Annotated in this window: 12 protein-coding genes and 1 pseudogene; 9 read left to right on the top strand and 4 right to left on the bottom strand. The window is 65.3% G+C overall.

Going from position 1 to position 18,081, the window contains the following annotated elements:
• The first annotated feature begins 241 nt into the window (after nt 1-241).
• On the top strand, nt 242-3,058 hold the full coding sequence (locus WI26_RS28615) for a YadA-like family protein (RefSeq protein ID WP_081334394.1): 2,817 nt from the start codon (nt 242-244) through the stop codon (nt 3,056-3,058).
• 320 nt (nt 3,059-3,378) lie between these two features.
• Entirely contained in the window at nt 3,379-4,779 is a 1,401-nt protein-coding gene (locus WI26_RS28605; protein ID WP_081334393.1) for a kelch repeat-containing protein, read from the top strand.
• A 93-nt stretch (nt 4,780-4,872) separates the two neighbouring features.
• Here WI26_RS28605 and WI26_RS28600 read toward each other — a convergent pair whose 3' ends face one another.
• A complete protein-coding gene (locus WI26_RS28600; protein WP_069228073.1) occupies nt 4,873-5,763 on the bottom strand; it encodes a LysR family transcriptional regulator in 891 nt (296 codons plus the stop codon).
• A 232-nt stretch (nt 5,764-5,995) separates the two neighbouring features.
• On the opposite strand from WI26_RS28600, the gene WI26_RS28595 reads away from it, so the two are divergent.
• From WI26_RS28595 to WI26_RS28570, 7 genes and pseudogenes are all read left to right on the top strand, one after another.
• Nucleotides 5,996-6,982 carry a zinc-binding dehydrogenase gene (locus WI26_RS28595; RefSeq protein WP_069228351.1) on the top strand — a complete coding sequence of 329 codons (987 nt, stop codon included), beginning with the start codon at nt 5,996-5,998 and terminating at the stop codon, nt 6,980-6,982.
• Between the two features lie 113 nt (nt 6,983-7,095).
• Nucleotides 7,096-7,341, top strand: a pseudogene (locus WI26_RS33175) (DoxX family protein); the annotation flags it as partial.
• Nucleotides 7,342-7,596: 255 nt separating this feature from the next.
• The gene (locus WI26_RS32810) at nt 7,597-8,211 is read left to right on the top strand and encodes a nitroreductase family protein (protein WP_059539230.1); all 615 of its coding nucleotides are present in this window, start codon (nt 7,597-7,599) and stop codon (nt 8,209-8,211) included.
• A gap of 264 nt (nt 8,212-8,475) precedes the next feature.
• Nucleotides 8,476-9,285: an alpha/beta hydrolase gene (locus WI26_RS28585; RefSeq protein WP_236849385.1), complete on the top strand. Its 810-nt coding sequence runs from the start codon at nt 8,476-8,478 to the stop codon at nt 9,283-9,285.
• A gap of 92 nt (nt 9,286-9,377) precedes the next feature.
• Nucleotides 9,378-10,301 (top strand): LysR family transcriptional regulator, encoded by a 924-nt coding sequence (locus WI26_RS28580; protein WP_230939485.1) that lies wholly within the window; start codon nt 9,378-9,380, stop codon nt 10,299-10,301.
• A 171-nt stretch (nt 10,302-10,472) separates the two neighbouring features.
• Nucleotides 10,473-12,149 carry a GMC family oxidoreductase gene (locus tag WI26_RS28575; RefSeq protein ID WP_060324378.1) on the top strand — a complete coding sequence of 559 codons (1,677 nt, stop codon included), beginning with the start codon at nt 10,473-10,475 and terminating at the stop codon, nt 12,147-12,149.
• Between the two features lie 18 nt (nt 12,150-12,167).
• Nucleotides 12,168-13,625, top strand: coding sequence for an aldehyde dehydrogenase family protein (locus WI26_RS28570; RefSeq protein ID WP_069228072.1), 1,458 nt, complete (start codon nt 12,168-12,170; stop codon nt 13,623-13,625).
• Nucleotides 13,626-13,758: 133 nt separating this feature from the next.
• Here WI26_RS28570 and WI26_RS28565 read toward each other — a convergent pair whose 3' ends face one another.
• From WI26_RS28565 to WI26_RS28555, 3 genes are all read right to left on the bottom strand, one after another.
• Nucleotides 13,759-14,772, bottom strand: coding sequence for a hypothetical protein (locus tag WI26_RS28565; protein WP_069228071.1), 1,014 nt, complete (start codon nt 14,770-14,772; stop codon nt 13,759-13,761).
• A 192-nt stretch (nt 14,773-14,964) separates the two neighbouring features.
• Nucleotides 14,965-16,530 (bottom strand): methyl-accepting chemotaxis protein, encoded by a 1,566-nt coding sequence (locus tag WI26_RS28560; protein WP_059504817.1) that lies wholly within the window; start codon nt 16,528-16,530, stop codon nt 14,965-14,967.
• A gap of 154 nt (nt 16,531-16,684) precedes the next feature.
• Nucleotides 16,685-18,079 carry an MmgE/PrpD family protein gene (locus tag WI26_RS28555; protein ID WP_069228349.1) on the bottom strand — a complete coding sequence of 465 codons (1,395 nt, stop codon included), beginning with the start codon at nt 18,077-18,079 and terminating at the stop codon, nt 16,685-16,687.
• Nucleotides 18,080-18,081: the final 2 nt, after the last annotated feature.

The following is an 18,081-nucleotide window of genomic DNA, read 5'->3' as shown; positions in this document are numbered from 1 at the left end:
TGCTTTTTAAAATCGTTATCTACGCTATTAATTATGGAATGCTTGATTTATTTGGACGTATAGAATGCATTGAGGATGGAGGCGTCAAGATCGGAGAATCAGTAAATATCGTCCGCTCTCGCACCGTTCTTGATGCCCTCTGTCTCGTTGTCAGAAAACAGCTTTTAGGACGATTCTTATATTTCATATTCTCGCCGCTATTTAATATCCAGTCATTCTGATATTCAACGTAAAGGCGAGAATGAACAAGGTATATCGGGTCATCTGGAACGTTGCAACGGGCGTGTGGGTCGCTGCGGATGAGCGGGTCAAATCGTTCGGAAAAACGAAAAGCGCACGCTCCGCTGCGGCTGGCTCCGCAACTGGTGCATCGCCGAAGTTTACCCGGCTGTTTGCCGTCGGAAAGTTGGCGCTGCCGTGCGCGGCGTCCGGAGCAGACGCCCAGCGCAGAGTTTGGGTACTGTGCGCTTTAGTGGCAATGACGGCTGCGGGATTTGCGGTTCCCTCCTTCGCCACGGCCGCCGAGGAAACACTCTTGGGTGAAGGCGCTTCCGCACAGGCCGATAACAAGTGGGGTATTAAGATCCTCGGAAACCGACGTACGGACGGTCTCGGCTTCGACATCAACTCGGACAATAGCGGTGTGGCTGCCACTGCAATTGGATCGTATGCTGGAGCCACAGGGCTTGGCGCGACAGCCGTAGGGTCAAATTCCCTTGCCAGCGGGATCGGCGCGGCCGCTTTTGGCGGCTTCGCCAATGCGCTCGGACGCAACACGCTTGCATTCGGCTCGGCATCCTACAGTAGCGGCTCGCAATCGATCGCCCTCGGCTCCTTTACAGCGGCAGTCGCGAATCGCTCCAATGCATTAGGCACGCTGGCGACGAGCCGGGGCGTGGATGCGAATGCCATCGGCACATCCGCTGATGCATCGGGGGCGCGCTCCATCGCGTTCGGCGCAGCTGCCACGGCCGATTCCGGCGACCAAGACGCGACTCAGAACACGACCGACAACACCGCTGCGTCGGGCGACGATTCCATTGCGATCGGCACCGGCACGCGCGCCACCGCAGCGGGCGCGATGGCGCTTGGCGCAACGGCGTCCGCGACGGTGAACGACGGCGTTGCGTTGGGCAGCCAATCCATCGCCAATCGGGCTGCCGGCCAAGGCGGCAGCAGCCTGTCTGCCGTCTCGGTAGGCAGCGGCGGCGATGGCACGGCCACGGCGACACGCCAGATCATCAGCGTAGCGCGCGGCACGCAGGACACGGACGCGGTCAACCTCTCGCAACTCAAGGGCGTGACGACAGTGCTGGGCGGTCGTGCCGGTGTCAACCCGGACGGTACAATCGCTGCGCCGACCTATACGCTCGCCAACGGCGGCACGCACCGCGATGTCGGCGGTGCGCTCAACGCACTGGACGGTAACCTTACCGCCGCCAACAAAAACATTGCGGACAACGCGACGGGTATCACCGACATCGGCAAGCGCGTCGACACCACAGAAACCGATATCGCGAAAAACACCTCGGCCATTGGCGGACTCGACACGCGCGTCGGCACGGCGGAAACCAACATCGCCGACCTTCAGAACTCGCTGTCCGGAATCTCGGATGGCACGGCAGGTCTCGTGCAGCAGGCAAGCGCAGGCGCGGACGTTACCGTCGCCAGCACCAAGGGTGGCACGGCGGTGGACTTCACCGGCGCCGACGGCGCTCGCACGCTCAAAGGCGTCGCCAATGGCGCGGTTAATGCCGCCAGCAGCGAAGCGGTGAACGGCTCCCAACTGCACGGCACGGCGGCGAGCGTCGCCGCTGCGCTGGGCGGCGGCGCCACGGTCAATGCCGACGGCTCGATTGCCGCCCCGACCTACACGGTGGACGGCAGGACGATGACGGACGTCGGCAGCGCGATCAAGAGCATCGACGGATCGCTGACGACGCTCGACGGCCGCGTGACGCGAACCGAAACCTCGATCGATCAAATGCAACATGATTTGTCGAGCGGCGCGATCGGCCTCGTGAAGCACGATGCGAGCACGAACAGCGTGACCGTCGCGCGCGGCATCGGCGGTTCGGTCGTCGACTTCACCGGCGCCGAAGGCAACCGCGTATTGACCGGTCTCGCGAACGGCAAGGGCGACCGCGATGCAGTGACGATCGCGCAATTGCGAGCGGTCGGCCTGGTCGACCCCGAAGGGCGGATGGTCGGTGCGCTCACGTACGACGACATCGAACTGAAGCGCGCGACGCTGGGTGGTACGAGCGGCACAGTGCTCGCGAACGTTGCCAACGGCTCGATTTCGGCCGGCAGCATGGACGCGGTGAACGGTAGCCAGTTGTATGCGATGCAGCAGGAATTCGAGAACCGCCACAATGGCCTGATCAACCGCATCGACGTTGTCGAGCAGGCCGTGTCGAACGGAAACGGTAGCGGCAATATTGGCGGTGACGGCTCGCAAGCCACGGGCAACAACAGCACCGGGCTCGGTCAGAACGCCAACGCGTCGGGCAGCGGTAGTGCCGCGATTGGTCAGGATTCGAATGCGTCCGGCAGCAACAGCACCGCGGTCGGCCAGGGTTCGAATGCATCGGGGGAAAATGCGACTGCATTGGGCCAGGGCTCGACCGCATCGGGCAAAGACGCGGTGGCATTGGGCCAGAACTCGGTCGCGGATCGGGAAAACTCGGTGTCGGTGGGCTCGGTGGGCAACGAACGCCAGATCACCAACGTCGCGGACGGCACGGCACCGACCGATGCGGTCAACGTGCGTCAGATGAACAGCGCACTCGGCAGCCTGCGCTCGGACGTCGAAGATTATCGCCGTGACTCGAACGCCGGTACCGCTTCGGCCGTCGCGATCGCGAACTTGCCGCAAGCGGCGCTCCCCGGCGAAAGCATGGTGTCGGTCGCGGGCGGCACGTATGCCGGCCAGTCGGCAGTCGCATTCGGTTTGTCGACCGCCACCCGCAACGGGAAGTGGGTAGCGAAAGCCAGCGGCTCGACCAACACGCGCGGCACCGTGGCGGTTGGCGCAGGCGTCGGCTACCGCTGGTAGGTGACAACAGTGCCGTGATTCGGACGATCGACCGGCTGGTCAAGCATGTTCGCCATGCGCCTGACCGCCGGCCCAGGCCATCGCTCTCTTGCAACGTCCTCGATCGTCTGATCAGGGTAGCGCCGCTGAATGCCGGCCTTCAGCACAAACAAAATACCCGCCAGCGCGGCGCGATCCGGTACCCGGTACTTGAACCGGCATCGCGTGGCTGGCGGCCGGACCCTCGGAGAGGGTTCACGTTACGCTTTTCAGCTTTGCCCGCAATATTGCTTCGCCCGTCCTGGGCCGTAGCGGGAGAAAACTCCGCAGAGGAAAATTACATGTCGTGCAGATTAGTTGGCTCGCGATCCATCGCAGCGGATCGCAAGCGCTCGTGGGGCGCACTTGTCGCTGTGTGGTTGCTTGCTGTCACGCTGACCGGGTGTGGCGGCGGAGTCGACGGGATTAGCGTCATTCCGGCCTCGCTGATCTACAACCATGCCTCGGTGGTGTACCAGGTGGGGCAGTCGATCGAACCCAACTCACCGAGCGGCGGCGGCGCAGTCACGCAGTACAGCGTGAAGCCGGCGTTGCCGGCCGGCCTGAATCTCGATCCGGCCACGGGCGTGATCTCCGGCACGCCAACCTCGGCGACGGACATGGCGGCATATTCGGTCACCGGCACCAACAGCGCGGGAACGGTCTCGACCATCGTGAACATTACGGTCGTGTCAGTGGGTAAATTCACACACGCCGGCAACATGGCCATCCCGCGGACGGAACACACCGCGACGCTTCTACCCACCGGTACTGTGCTTGTCGTGGGGGGCGCCGACAACCTCGATGGCAAGTCTTCAGCCGAGCTGTACGATCCGATCACCGGCAAGTGGTCGGTCACCGGCAGCTTGGCTACGCCGCGTCACACGCACACCGCGACGCTCTTGCCCAACGGCAAGGTACTGGTCGCCGGAGGCGCCGACGGGTTCGACAGCAAGTCCTCGGCGGAGCTGTATGACCCGATTACCGGCACATGGTCAGCCACTGGCAGCATGACCGCGCCGCGTTACTACCACAGCGCGACGCTGCTGCCGAATGGCAAGGTGTTGGTCGCCGGCGGCTTCAGCGTGATTACCAGCCTCTCGGCTACCGCAGAGCTGTACGACCCGAGCACCGGCATGTGGTCGGACGCCGGCAGCATGACCTTGGCGCGTGGCAACCACACCGCGACGCTGCTTCCCGACGGCAAGGTGCTGGTCGCAGGCGGCAGCCTCCTCGATCCGAATTCAGCGGAGTTGTACGACCCGAATACCGGAATATGGTCTGCCACCGGCCGCATGGGCGCCGCACGGCTGGCTCACACTGCGACCCTGCTGCCGGGCGGCACGGTGCTGGTCACCGGCGGTCGCAACAAGCAAGGTGCAACCCAATCATCCACCGAGGTGTATGACCCGAACACCGGCATGTGGTCGGCCATGGGCAGCATGGCCGAACCGCGTTACGATCACGCCGCGACGCTGCTGCCCACCGGAAAGGTGCTGGTCGCGGGAGGCGCCAATGGCTCCGGAAACGGCCGATCCGATGCAGAACTGTACGACTCGGGCACCGCTACATGGTCGGCCACCGGCGGGATGGCTGCGCCACGTTACAACCACACCGCGACGCTGTTGCATGGCGGAAAGGTGCTGGTCGCGGCGGGCGCCAGCGAAAGCAACCTGTCTTCGGCGGAGCTATACGAGCCGTAACCGCAATATGACGCATCGTCCGCACGAACCGGCGGACGATTCAAGTAGGCAACAGCGGCCGCGGCATGTCCGCTCATCACGTAAAACGCCCGGCTAATCAACGGCACAGGCGCTTTCAAACCACGCAACCTGCGACTGGCAAAACTCGAGATACGCGCGAACCAGCGCCGACGGATGCCGATGCGATGGATACAGCAGGTTGACCTGCTGTTCGGGCAGCGGATGGCCGGGAAGCAGTGCCGTCAACCGTCCCTGCCGGATCGGTTCGGCAGCGAGAAACGGCGGAAGCTCGGTGACCACCTCTCCGGACATCGCGCGGCTGCGCAGGTGCGAATAGTCATTGGTGGACAAGACGGCGGCGGGTTCGAACGTCCGTTCGCCCAAACGCCACCCTCGATTGAAATTCGCGCCAGTGCTCCAGACGGCGCACGGGAACCGGTGGAGGTCGTCCGGCGCCGCCGGCGTACCCAAGGCGTCGAGCAAGCCGGAACTGGCGACCAGCACATGCCGGTAGGACAGCAACCGGCGCGCCACCATCGCTTCGTGCGAGATCGTGCCGATCCGCAGTGCGACATCGATTCCGTCTTCGATCAGATCGACTCGACGCTCGGTGGAATAGACATGCAAGTCGATATCCGGGTACCGCTTCCGAAACGCCGACAACAGTTCCCACCACGCCTCGAATGCAGGCGGCAACGACAAGCGCAGCCGCCCTTTCAGCCGTGCCTGATCGCTGACCACGGCCTGCTCGCCCTCGGCGAGCATTTCGACGCCGCGGCTAGCGTGCTCGTAGAGCCGGGTTCCCGCTTCGGTCAGCTTGGTGCCGCGCGCGGTGCGCTCCAGCAACTGCACCCGAAGCTGCTTCTCGAGCGCGCGAATCCGGCGGCTGACCGTCGGCAGCGGCATCTCCAGCCGCGCCGCCGCACCGGAAAGACTGCCTGTCTGCACGACGCCCACGAATATCCGCACATCGTTGAGATCCAATTCAGCCTACCAAAAATGAAAGCAACGTTTCCATTCTAGCCAGTTACATTGCAGATTTGAATTATCCAGAATGGCAGGCATTCGATGGCCATCGTCTGCGGGATGAGCCGTCATAACGCAACTTTTCGCACTTCGGGCAGTGCATGCGGAAGCGGATTCCGTCCGGCGTCACGATACAGACGCCCGTTACGGCGATCGCGTCGCGTGCGCCCGGCGTGCATCTGGAGTGCTCGTGAAGGCCTATGTCATTGAACGCTTCGGCGGCCCGGACGTCCTGCAGTTGCAGGACATCCCGACTCGGAATCCGGGCGACGACGAAGTCCGGATCCGCGTTCGCGCGTTCGGGCTCAACCGCGCCGAAACCTATCTTCGCTCGGGCAAACTCGGGCCGCTGGGCGATCAGCCACGCGTGCCGGGCATCGAGGCCGTCGGCGAAGTGCTGCACGATCCCGCCGACCAGTTTCGAACCGGGCAGGCCGTCGCGACCGCGATGGGCGGCTTGCAGTTCACTCGACCGGGCAGCTACGCGGAGCAAATCATCGTGCCGCGCGGCAATGTCGTCGCCGTGCCCGACGCGGCGCTATCGTGGGAAGAACTGGCCGCGTTGCCGGAAGCCTATGTCACCGTAACGGGTGCGCTCGACAGGATGCTGGCGATCCGCTCCGGCCAAACGCTGCTGGTTCGCGGCGGCACGTCGTCGGTCGGGCTCGCGGCCATCGCCTATGCGAAATACCGCGGCCTCACGGTTGTTGCCACCAGCCGCGCGGACGCCCATTTGCAACGGATGCGCGACGTCGGCGCCGATCTTGCGCTCGTCGACGATGGGCAGATTGCATCGACCGTCAGGAAAGCGTTTCCGTCCGGCGTTGATGCCGTACTGGAAGCCGTGGGCGCCAGCACGCTGAGGGATTCCCTGCGCACGTTGCGCCCGTTCGGCACGGCGAGTGTCGTCGGCATGCACGGCGGCGCGGAGCTCGAGCATTTTCACCCGATGCGCGATCTGCCGGATGGTGCGCGTCTCGGCTTCTTCTCGTCCGGCATGTTCGGCACGACGGCGCTGCCGGCCTCGGCCGTGCCGCTGCCCGAGATCGCGCGCGCCACGGCCGACGGCCGCATGCCGTCGCTACGCACGCACACCTTCGACTTCGATGAACTCCGCCGCGCCCACTGCCTGATGGAAAGCAACCGGGCGCTGGGCAAGATCGTCGTGTCTGTCTGACGACTCATCGGCCGCGATGAAGCGCGACCTGCCCCGCCGGGCCGGCTGAATCCGGATCTCCACCACTACGTCGAATCGACCATTCAACTCCATCAAAACCATAGGAGTCCAACATGAAATCGAACGCCTTGCCCGGTATTTCCCTGCCCGCGACAGGCATCGCCCGATATCAGCCGGCGGCGATGCTGATCGCGCGAGTTTTTCTTGCGCTGATCTTCCTGCTTTCCGGCCTGTCGAAGCTCGCCGCCCCGGATGCGATTCGCGGCTACATGGAAGCCAACCACGTGCCGGGCCTCCTGTTCGTTCCGACCGTGATCTTCGAGATCGGAACCGGCCTGCTGATCGTCCTCGGATATCGCGTCCGCATCGTCGCCGGGCTGCTCGCCGCCTTTTGTGTCGTGACCGGCGTGCTGTTCCACAACCAGTTCGCGGACCAGACGCAGATGGTCATGTTCCTCAAGAACGTCGCCATGGCCGGGGGCTTCCTGCTTCTGGCAAGCGTCGGCGCAGGCCGTTTCAGCCTGGACGCGAAACGCGGTGCGCTCGATGAGCACCGCGACGCTCGCGTTGCCACTCATCCCGTTGTCCCACTCAATGAAGAGAGGAATTCTCAAGTGTCGAATATTGCCGAAGTAATCAAGTCGCGTGTTTCCGCGAATCGCTACGACACCGGCCGCACGGTGTCGGAAGAACAGATCAGCGATCTGATCGAGCTCGCCACCCGCGCGCCGTCCGCTTTCAATCTTCAGAACTGGAAGTTCGTCGCCGTTCGCAGCGACGCGGCCAAGGCACGCCTGCTGCCGCTCGCCTACGGGCAACAGAAGGTCGCGGACGCCGCCGTCACGTTCATCGTGTGCGGCACGCTCGATCCGCATCTGACGCTCGCCACCGCGTTGAAGCCGACGCTGGACGCCGGCATCATCGACGAGGCCGTGTACAACGGCTGGGTGGGCGCGGCGCAGAACATGTACAAGAACAACCAGACATTCCAGCGCGACGAAGCGATTCGCTCGGGTTCGCTGGCGGCGATGACGCTCATGCTTGCCGCGCAGGATCTGGGTCTCGTCTCCGGCCCGATGATCGGCTTCGATCCGCACGGCGTGGCCGAAGCATTCAACCTCGCACCGACCGACGTTCCCGTCATGCTCGTCACGGTCGGCTATCCGGCGCCCGGCAACTGGCCGCAAAAGCCGCGCAAGCCTGTCGCCGAAGTGTTGACCTTCGCGTGAACGATTCACCCGGGCGGCACGTGACGTGCGCAGCCCGGGTGACGACGAACGTATTCAAACAGCAAGATTGGGAGTGCATGCATGTTTCCGTGGAAATTCGTCAGCCATTCGCTTTTCGGCATCGCGGCGTCGCATCACATCATTGAACCGGCCGCCGCCGCGACCGATCTGGTCACCGACCACACATCCGCGTTCGCCAAGGACATGCGAACGTCCTATCGCGCGATGATTCCGTCTGCCGGCGTGCCCGACCCGGTCGGCAAGGTGCTCGCGATCGATGTGCCAGCCGGTCAACCGTCCCGAAACATCCCGATGCGCATCTATTGGCCGACCGAGGTGCGTGCGGACGAGCGGCTTCCGATCGTGCTGTTCGCGCACGGCGGCGGCTTCGTATCCGGCGATCTGGATACGCACGATGTGCTCGTGCGCGCAATCGTCGGCCGCGCTCGCGCGCTCGTGATCGCCGTCGACTATCGGCTCGCGCCGGAATTTCCGTTCCCGGCCGGCCTCGAGGACGTCTATGCCGTGCTGCAATGGACGGCCGACCACGCCGACGAAATGGGCGGCGACGCCACGCGGATCGTGCTTTGCGGAGACAGCGCGGGCGCGACGCTTTCAGCGACGACTGCCATGCTTGCCCGCGATCGCGGCGGCCCTCGCCCGGTTGCGCAATGGCTCATGTACCCGTCCGTGACCAACAAGCTGGACACAGCCTCGTGGGCCGAGCTGGGCAACGCTTACTTTCCCACGAGGGAAGTGATGCGCAACGTGCTTGCGAGCTATGTGCCGCCGGACATAAGCCCGTACGCGCCGCTGCTTTCTCCGATGCTGGGCGATCATGCCGGCCTGCCGCCGGCGCTGATCCAGGTCGGCCAGCTCGATCCGTTGCGCGACGAGAACGTCGCCTACGCAAACAGCCTGAAAGCGGCAGGCGTGGAAGCGTCCGTCGTCGTCTACGAAGGACAGGCGCACGGCTTCATCCAGTTCTTCAAAGACAAAGTGAATCATTCGCGGGGCGAAGTCGCGCTGGACGATGGCATCCGGTTTCTCACGGAACGGACGACCTCGCGGTAATTCCCCTGCCCGGCCGGCAACGGGCCGGTTGCGACAGGACGCGCACGGCCGGTGACTCCGCTCCGAAGGATGCAATGAACAAGTTTTCCGATATGAGCACTTTCGTGGCGGTCGTCGAGTCGGGCAGCTTTTCCGAAGCCGCGCGCCGCCTCGGCACAGCCAAGTCGATCGTCAGTCAACGCGTCCAGCAGCTCGAGAAGCGGCTCGGCTGCACGTTGCTCAAGCGCGGGCGCCCGCTGCAATTGACCGAGGCCGGCCGCAGCTTCTTCGGGCAATCTCGGCTGCTTCTTCAAGAAGTCGAACGAATCGAGGAAGAAGCGCAGGAAGCCGGCGCCAGCCTGCACGGCACGTTGAGGCTGGCGGTGCCGACCACGTTCATGACCCGTCAGCTTGCACCGCTATTGGCGCGCTTCGCGGCCAAATATCCGGCACTGTGCGTGGACGTCGAGGCGGAAGACCGGTTGTCCAATCTGCAGGACGGTCATTTCGACATGGCGATACGGGTCGGCCAACTGGCCGACTCGAACCTCATTGCGCGCACACTCACCGCGAATCATCACCTGATCTGCGCGAGTCCTGCCTATCTCGCACGGCGCGGCGTGCCTGCGCATCCGCGCGATCTGCTGCAGCACGACGGGCTGATCTATCTGAACCGCGAGCCGCACGGGGTATGGAGCCTGCCGCTCGACGGCGCTCACCACGCATTCCGGATTCGCATCCGGATGCGAACCGATTCGGGGCATCAATTGCTCGCCGGCGCGACGGCCGGCCTCGGCCTCGCCATCCTCCCGACATTCCTTGCCGCCGACGCGCTCCTCGCCGGCGATCTCGTGCCGGTGCTATCCGGCTACACGCCGCCGGGCGGACAGATCTCCGCGCTGTATCGAAAGACGATCCGCACGTCGCCCAGGATCCAGGCGCTGATCCAGTTTCTCGGTGACGAAATCGGCCAACCGGCGAGCTGGGATGCCGCCCTCATCGAGCGCGGCATCCTGCCCCGCGCCCGGCGCGCATGACGGCCGCCGCGCCCGCGCGCGAGGTGTCCGACTTCGCCATGCCCGCGACGCACGCATGCGTGTCGCGCGCGGCGTTCTGAAAAACCGAACGCGGCTTTCGCCTGCCGCCGGCTATGCGGGCCGGCCGGTCGTTCGTAATCTCGTCGCAGCTTCCTCCGACAAGGTCAAACCATGAACGACGATTTCCCGCAACATCCGGCGCGCCGCACGATGCTCGCGCAGACCCTCGCGCACTCGGCGGCACTCGCCGTCGGTTCGCTGCTCGGCGGCGAGGCGCTCGCTGCGCCGGCTGCCGCCGATGCGCCGCCCGGCCCGGCGCCCGACGCATCGCGCCGCCGGCATGCCGGAGACGGCAAGCGCACGGTCGACGTGCTGATCGTCGGCGGCGGCTCCGCCGGCGCCGTGATGGCGACCCGCCTCAGCGAAAAAGCCAGCCGCAACGTGCTGCTGCTCGAAGCCGGCCACAACTACGCCGCGTGGGACTATCCGCACGTGATCTCAAGCAGCGACATCGTCGGCGGCGACGCCGCTCACGAATGGGGCTATCGGACGCGGCCGGGCTATATCGATCATCCGATCGGCGCATTGCGCGGCAAGGTGCTGGGCGGCAGCTCCGCGATCAACGGCGCGGTGGCGATCCGCGCCCGCCCGCAGGACCTGAAGAACTGGAACCTGCCCGGCTGGTCGTATGACGACATGCTGCCGTCGTTCCGGCGCCTCGAAAGCCGGGACAGCGGCAACGCCGCGCTGCACGGCCACGCGGGCCCGCTGCCGGTGCGCCAGTTGACCCGCGAGGACATCACGCCGATGCAGCGCGCGTTCGTCGACGCGACGGTCGCGAACGGGTATCGCGTCATCGACGATTTCGACGGTCCGGACGTGAACGGCGTCGGCCCGTATTCGATGAATATCGTCAACGGCGTCCGCGTCAACACGGGCATCGCGTATCTGACCAACGACGTTCGCGCGCGAAAGAACCTGCGGATCCAGGGCGGCACCCTGGTCGATCGCGTGCTGTTCGACAACGGCCGCGCGATCGGCGTCAAGCTCGCGAACGGCGACGAAATCCACGCGAACGAAGTGATTCTGAGCGCGGGCGCGTACGGCAGCGCCGCGATTCTGCTGCGATCCGGCATCGGGCCGGGTGCGGATCTGCATGCGCTGTCGATTCCCGAAGTCGCGAATCTGCCGGTCGGACAACGCCTGAAGGATCACCCGTTCTACTACAACGCGTACGCGGCGCGCCCCGACAAGATCGGCGATCAATCGCCCGTGATCGGCGCGTTCCTCTGGACGCACAGCGCGTCCGCGCAAAACGGCGACCTCGACCTGCACGTCACTGCAACGCATCTGTTCCCGCACGACCAGAGCCCGACCAAAGTCGGCTTCGTGCTGGCGGTCGCGCTGACGCGGCCGCTGTCGGTCGGCAGCCTGAAGCTCGCGAGCCGCGACCCGGGCGACGCGCCGGTCATCGATCTGAACTTCCTCGGCGAGGAGCAGGATCGCACGCGCCTGCTCGACGGCATCAAGCTCGCGCGACGTATCGGCCGCACCGCGCCGCTGTCGGATCTCATCCATTCCGAACTGAATCCCGGCCCGGGCGCGGCGACCGACGAGCAGATCCTCGCGTCCGTCAGGTCGACCGTCGACACCTATCACCATCCCACGTCGACGGCGCCGATGGGTGCGTCGGGCGATCCGCATGCGGTAGTCGATCTCGACGGACGCGTGCACGGCGTGCACGGCTTGCGCGTGGTCGACGCATCGATCTTCCCGGATGCGATTTCCGTCGCCACCAACATCACCACCATCGCGACGGCCGAGCATATCGCCCGCCGCTACGCCTGAATCGGAGCAGAGGACCTCATGACCACGCTTTCTCATGCATTGCACTGGATCGGCGGCGAATGGATCGATTCGCCTGTTCATCGCGATTCATTCGACCCGGCCACGGGCGCCGTGATCGGCCGTTATGCCGACGGCGGCGAAACCGAAGCGCGCGCGGGCGCCGCTGCCGCGTTGCATGCGTTCGATCGCACCAGTTGGAAGCACGACGCAGCCCTGCGCGCGAAAGTGCTCGACGAGTTCGCGCTTGCATTCGAACGGCACACCGACGCGCTGATCGATCAACTCTCGCTCGAAAACGGCAAGATCAAGCCGGAAGCGCGGTTCGAGGTGGAGATGGTGCCGTCGAAACTGCGCTATTACGCGGCCCTCGCGCGTGCCGAGCGCGCGCACGGCGGCACGCCGCGGCCGGACGTCGTATCGCTCGTGCTGCGCGAACCGATGGGCGTCGCCGGCATCATCGTGCCGTGGAACTCGCCGGTCGTGTTGATGGTGCGTTCGCTCGCGCCCGCACTCGCGGCCGGCGCGACCGCCGTGGTCAAGATGCCGGGGCAGACCGCGCAAACCAACGCGCTCGTTGCGAAGGTGTTGTCCGAAGCGCCTTCGTTGCCGCGCGGGGTCGTCAACGTGTTCAGCGAATCCGGCGCGGACGGGGCGAAATACCTCGTCGCGTCGTCCGACGTGCCCGTCATCAGCTTCACCGGCTCAACCGCGACCGGCCGCGCGATCGCGGCCGCCGGCGCGCAGCGCCTGAAGCGCATCGGCCTCGAACTCGGCGGCAAGACGCCGCATGTCGTGTTCGACGATGCCGATCTGGACGCCGCACTGCCCGTCTTCGAAAAATCGCTGACGGTGTTCGCCGGCCAGTTCTGCATGACGGGCTCGCGCCTGCTCGTGCAGCGCAACGTTGCGCAAGCGGTGCGCGCGCGGCTAGCGGCACGCCTCGACGCGGTGCGCGTCGGCCCCGCGGCCAACCCGCGCAGCGACATGGGGCCGCTCATCGACCAGGCCAATGTCGCGCGCGTCGATCGCGCCGTCGAACACGCGATCGCGGCTGGCGCAAAAGTGCTGGTGCGCGGCGGCCCCGTCACCGACGGCGAACTGGCGAAAGGCGCGTTCTACCGCCCGACGCTGCTCGAGGTCGACGATCCGAAACTCGATATCGCACAGAAGGAAACGTTCGGCCCGGTGATGACGTTGCAGGTATTCGACACGGAAGCCGAAGCGATCGAGCTGGCCAACGACAGCGAATACGGCCTCGCCGCCGCGGTATGGACACGCGACGTTCAACGCTCGGTGCGGGTGGCGCGCGCGTTGCAGGCCGGCACCGTCTGGATCAACGACTGGGCGAAGGTCTACGACGAATTCGAGGAAGGCGGCTACCGCCAGTCGGGCCTCGGTCGCCTTAACGGCGCCGCGGCACTCGACGATTTCATCGAGTACAAGCACATCACGCTGAGCACGGGGGTGTCTCGATAAACGGCCGGGGCGTCAGCCACGCGCGCGCTACGACTTCACTCGGATGCCGCGACGGGCTGCGCCAGCCCGTCGCGCGCGCCGGGCATCGCCTCGCATTTCGCGCCGAACGTCGTGTTCGCGATGCCGGGCGCCCCTAGAAGTTGCGCGCCAGGCCGACCATGAACATGTCCTGATCCTTGTCGTTGCCCGTTGCGACACGATTGAAGCGCAAGCTGGCAGCCCAGTCGTTCGTGACCTGATAGGTCAGCTGCGCGCTGAGCAACGCATTGAGTCTCACGCTGTTCGACGCTTCATCGCGATCACGCGAGACATACGGACCCACGCCTGCCGAAAGCGTCCATTTGCTCTTGATCGGCGCGACGTACCAGAGTTGCGCTGCCACGCCTCTTCGACCGGCGACGCCGTTATTGCCTTCGTAGACGAAGCTCGCCGAATACGCCCACGCATTGCCGAGCGGCCGCTTGACTTCGACCATATACCCTTTTTCGATCGGCACTTGCGGACGGTTCGTCTGCGACGTCCCGGCCCAAACGCCAACCTGCGTCTTGCCGTCCGAAAGCGCCGGATGCGGATCGCCGCCGAAATCGGAGCCGATGCCGAAGAGCACCGTGTCGGAATTGAATCCGCCGATCATCTGGATGTGGTTGTACTGGACCTTGAGGAAGAAGCGGTCGGGAACGACGTAATACCGCACCGCTGCCGACGCACGCACCCCCCATCGCTTTTCGTTACGCACCGCGTTGTCGACATGCGTCGTGTCCATGCTGAAATACGGACCCGCCGAGAATTCGAGCGCCAGGCGATTGCCGACCGGCCAGCGAAACGAACCCAGGGCGGCAAAGCCGTCACGGTGGTGATCCAGCGGATGCCCCTCGTTCACATACGCGAGGTAGACCGACAGGTAGTCATTCAAGACGTCGCCGAAGCCGACTTCGTAGGCGCGCCAATGCATGTCGCCACCCTCGGTCGCGCGTCCGTCGCCGTACACCGCATAGACGTTGATCTTTCTTTCAGATGGCTTGCCGCCGATCGGCAAGCTCGACGGACTGTCCTCGGCGTGCACGGGGCCTGGGCCGGCCAGAATGGCCAGACCGGCGATCGAGCTTGTGAGCACGAAGCGCGAATAGATGCGACGGCACTGTCCCATTTGGACACCCCTCACCCTGATAACCGCGATTTCCTGGACAAGCTGATAGCGATTATAGGTGCCACGGAGAACCGGGACCAGCCCGGCCTATTCGCCGGCTGGAGCATCCGCGAGCGGCTCTCGCGATCGGCTGATGCAGCTATTTCCGTCAAGTCATGTACCGGCCATGCAGATCGAGACGGCAGCCCGGGTTTACGCAACGGCCTGCGAGGCACCGATCCGAAAGACCGAGACAGTGGCCTCCAGCTGGCCCGCCTGCTCCCGCAGCGACAGCGCGGCCGCCGACGCCTGCTGAACCAGCGCCGCGTTTTGCTGCGTCACCTGATCCATTTGCGTCACCGCCTGATTCACCTGTTCGATGCCCCTGGACTGCTCGTCGGACGCGGCGGCAATCTCGCCCATCAGCACGTGCACGCGTTGCACCGACGTCAGGATTTCCGACATCGTCCCGGTCGCGCGATCGACCTGCCGCGCCCCGGTTTCGACGCGTTTCAGCGAATCCGTGATCAACTCCTTGATCTCCCGGGACGCCGTGGCGCTGCGTTGGGCGAGTGATCGCACTTCGCCTGCGACGACCGCGAAACCGCGTCCCTGCTCGCCGGCCCGCGCCGCTTCGACCGCCGCATTCAGCGACAGGATGTTGGTCTGGAATGCGATGCCTTCTATGACGGAGATGATTTCGGCGATCTTGCCCGACGCTTCCGACAGGCCGCGCATCGTGCTGACAACCTCCTGCGCCGCCTGATTGCCCTGTTCGGTCAGCACCGCCGCGTCGTGCACCACCTGATTCGCCTGTTTCGCGTTCTCGGCATTCTGACGCACCGTCGACGTCAACTGCTCCATCGACGCGGCCGTTTCCTCCAGCGACGCGGCCTGCTCCTCGGTGCGTTGCGACAGGTCCATGTTGCCGGCCGTAATCTCGTGCGCGGCCGTCTCGATGGCGTGCGAGCCTTCCCGCACCACGCGAATCGTCTGCAGCAGCTTGCCTTGCATCGCCCGCAGGCCGGTCATCAGTTGCCCCATCTCGTCGGTCGAATCGACGTCGATCCGCGTGGTCAGGTCGCCGCCGGCAATCGCGCTGAAATGATCGAGTGCGTGCGCAAGCGGTGCGCCGATTGCGCGCTGAAGCGACCACCACGTGAAAACGGCTGCGCCGAGCGCGACCAGAATGCCCACGATCGCGATCCCGACGAACCAGTGGAAACGAGCCTGCGCGGCCTCGAACGTCACACGCGACGCCGTGACCTGGATTCGGCCAAGCGCGTCCATCGCGTCGGAGACGTCGATGAACAGCGACGGCGGTATGTGCCGCCAGACGTCGGGGATTTTCGCGGGATCGCGCGCGGCAATGGCGCTGAACATTGGTGCAAGGCCGCTTTCGACGAGCGCGTTGAACTTCGTGTTTGCATCGGCCGCGCGGCGCGCTTCTTCGGGGCCGGAGAGCCGCAGCGCGCGGTACGTGTCCCATGCCTTTTTCGACGCGGCAAGGAGTTCGCGGGATGTCGCGGTTTCCTGCGGCACGTCGGGGCTGTCCGGATCGAGTGCGATGCGATACAGCCACAGACGCGTTCTCGACAGCGCGACATTCGCCTGCCCCAGCGCTTCCGACGATGCAAGCCGGTCGGAATAAAGCGTCTTCACGTCGTCGTTGCTGATCGCCACGCCAATCACACCGATGATGCCGCCGATGACGAGCAGTACGCCGAGAAAACCCATCGCCAGCGCCAGCCGGACGCGAATGCTGAAATTCCTGATCATGATGAGGGAAGCGTTGAGCACGAAACCGTTGCATGCGACGCATGCGTGTCCAGCCGATCGAAGGCGGCACGTGCGAGACCGACGCCTCGATAACGACCGGAGCGGCGCGTGAATTAGTGCGGAACCAGCAAGGAACGTTTACGGAAACGGTGAGTTATGGGCGGAATTTCGGCGTGGTAAGTGAATCGCCTTCATCGGTCGCCAGCAATGCGTTCAATATCCGCGCGTCCGCCAGCCGCTCCAGCGACAGGCACGTGTCGATCAACGCATCGACCTGCGCGGGGGCGAGCGCGATGCCCGCCAGTGCCCGAAACTTCGCCAGCAGCGCCGCATCGGACAGCGGATTGCGCGGATCGCCGAGCGCGATCGGCACGTGACACGATTGCCGACGCCCGTCCGCGCGATGGAGAATCACGGTCGGCTCGTCGAGATCGCCGAGCGCAGGATCGACCTCGATCGCGATGCGCGCGAGCAATGCCGTGACGCGCGAATCCGTGCGCCTGTCATCGCGATACACACCGATCCCGGTGTCGCCGAACGCGAGCGCCGCCGCAACCGCGTACGGCAGACTCATCTGCGACGACGACAATGTCGACAGGTCGCGGCCACCGCACATCCGGGCTACGAATGCGCTCGTCCGCACGACCACCCGTTCGATTTCGCGTGCCTCGAACGTGCGACCTTCGGCAAGCTGCAGCGCCGCGTCGACTGCCGCATGCGCACTGCGGCACGATGCGTGCGGCTTGATCGAGCAGCGCATCAGTTTCCAGTGCGCGCCGACGCCGTCGGTCAATGCGTCGGGCGCATGCGATTGCGCGGCGAACGTGTTGAAGAAACCGCCCCAGACGTCGTCGAACACATTGGCCGGGCCGCTCACGCCTTCGCGTGCCAGCAGCGCCGCGAGCACGCCGCCTTCCGCGGCGCGGCCGGCATGCAGCCGCTTCGTCTGCGATCCGTCATGTATGAAGCCCCACAAGCCACCGGAGAAACTCGCCGCATGGCCGAGCGCGTCGCGCGTGCGCGCGGCGTCGAGCCCGAGCACGCGCGCGCTTGCTGCGGCCGCGCCGAACACGCCGCAACTGAGCGTCGAGTGCCAGCCGGCACCGTTGTGGATCGCGTAGCCGCCAGCCGCCTCGAGCACGCGCCGGCCGACGTCGTAACCCAGCACGATCGCCGCCACACATTCCCGGCCGGTCACGGGGCGGTCGACGCACGACAACGCGGCGAGCACGGCCGGCATCACGACCGCACCCGAATGATCGCAACCGCCGGAATCGTCGAGCTCGAGCGCGTGCGCGGCGATCCCGTTCACGAACGCCGCATCGCGCGCGCCCGCGGCCCGTCGTGTACCCCACAGCGCCGCGCCGCCGCGTTCGACCGTGCCGGTCAGCGCCCGCGCACTACACGCCTCGACGGCGAACGTACCCGCCAGCGCCGCGCCAAGCGTGTCGAGCACATGACGCTTCGCCTTCGCGACGACGTCGTCCGGCAATGCATCGGCGCCCGTCTGCGCGACGAACGCCGCGAGCCGCGTGGCACGCGTTTGCATCA

Origin of the sequence: Burkholderia diffusa (genome assembly GCF_001718315.1) — a bacterium.
Classification (GTDB): Bacteria; Pseudomonadota; Gammaproteobacteria; order Burkholderiales; family Burkholderiaceae; genus Burkholderia; species Burkholderia diffusa_B.
Note: the sequence above shows the minus strand (reverse complement) of the source record. Positions and strands in the feature narration are given on the sequence as shown.

What these genes read in the sequence shown, in the direction of transcription:
- WI26_RS28615 (WP_081334394.1), top strand. Translation starts at nt 242, where the DNA reads ATGAACAAGGTATATCGGGTCATCTGGAACGTTGCAACGGGCGTGTGG.
- WI26_RS28605 (WP_081334393.1), top strand. Translation starts at nt 3,379, where the DNA reads ATGTCGTGCAGATTAGTTGGCTCGCGATCCATCGCAGCGGATCGCAAG.
- WI26_RS28580 (WP_230939485.1), top strand. Translation starts at nt 9,378, where the DNA reads ATGAGCACTTTCGTGGCGGTCGTCGAGTCGGGCAGCTTTTCCGAAGCC.
- WI26_RS28575 (WP_060324378.1), top strand. Translation starts at nt 10,473, where the DNA reads ATGAACGACGATTTCCCGCAACATCCGGCGCGCCGCACGATGCTCGCG.
- WI26_RS28570 (WP_069228072.1), top strand. Translation starts at nt 12,168, where the DNA reads ATGACCACGCTTTCTCATGCATTGCACTGGATCGGCGGCGAATGGATC.
- WI26_RS28565 (WP_069228071.1), bottom strand. Translation starts at nt 14,772, where the DNA reads ATGGGACAGTGCCGTCGCATCTATTCGCGCTTCGTGCTCACAAGCTCG.
- WI26_RS28560 (WP_059504817.1), bottom strand. Translation starts at nt 16,530, where the DNA reads ATGATCAGGAATTTCAGCATTCGCGTCCGGCTGGCGCTGGCGATGGGT.
- WI26_RS28555 (WP_069228349.1), bottom strand. Translation starts at nt 18,079, where the DNA reads ATGCAAACGCGTGCCACGCGGCTCGCGGCGTTCGTCGCGCAGACGGGC.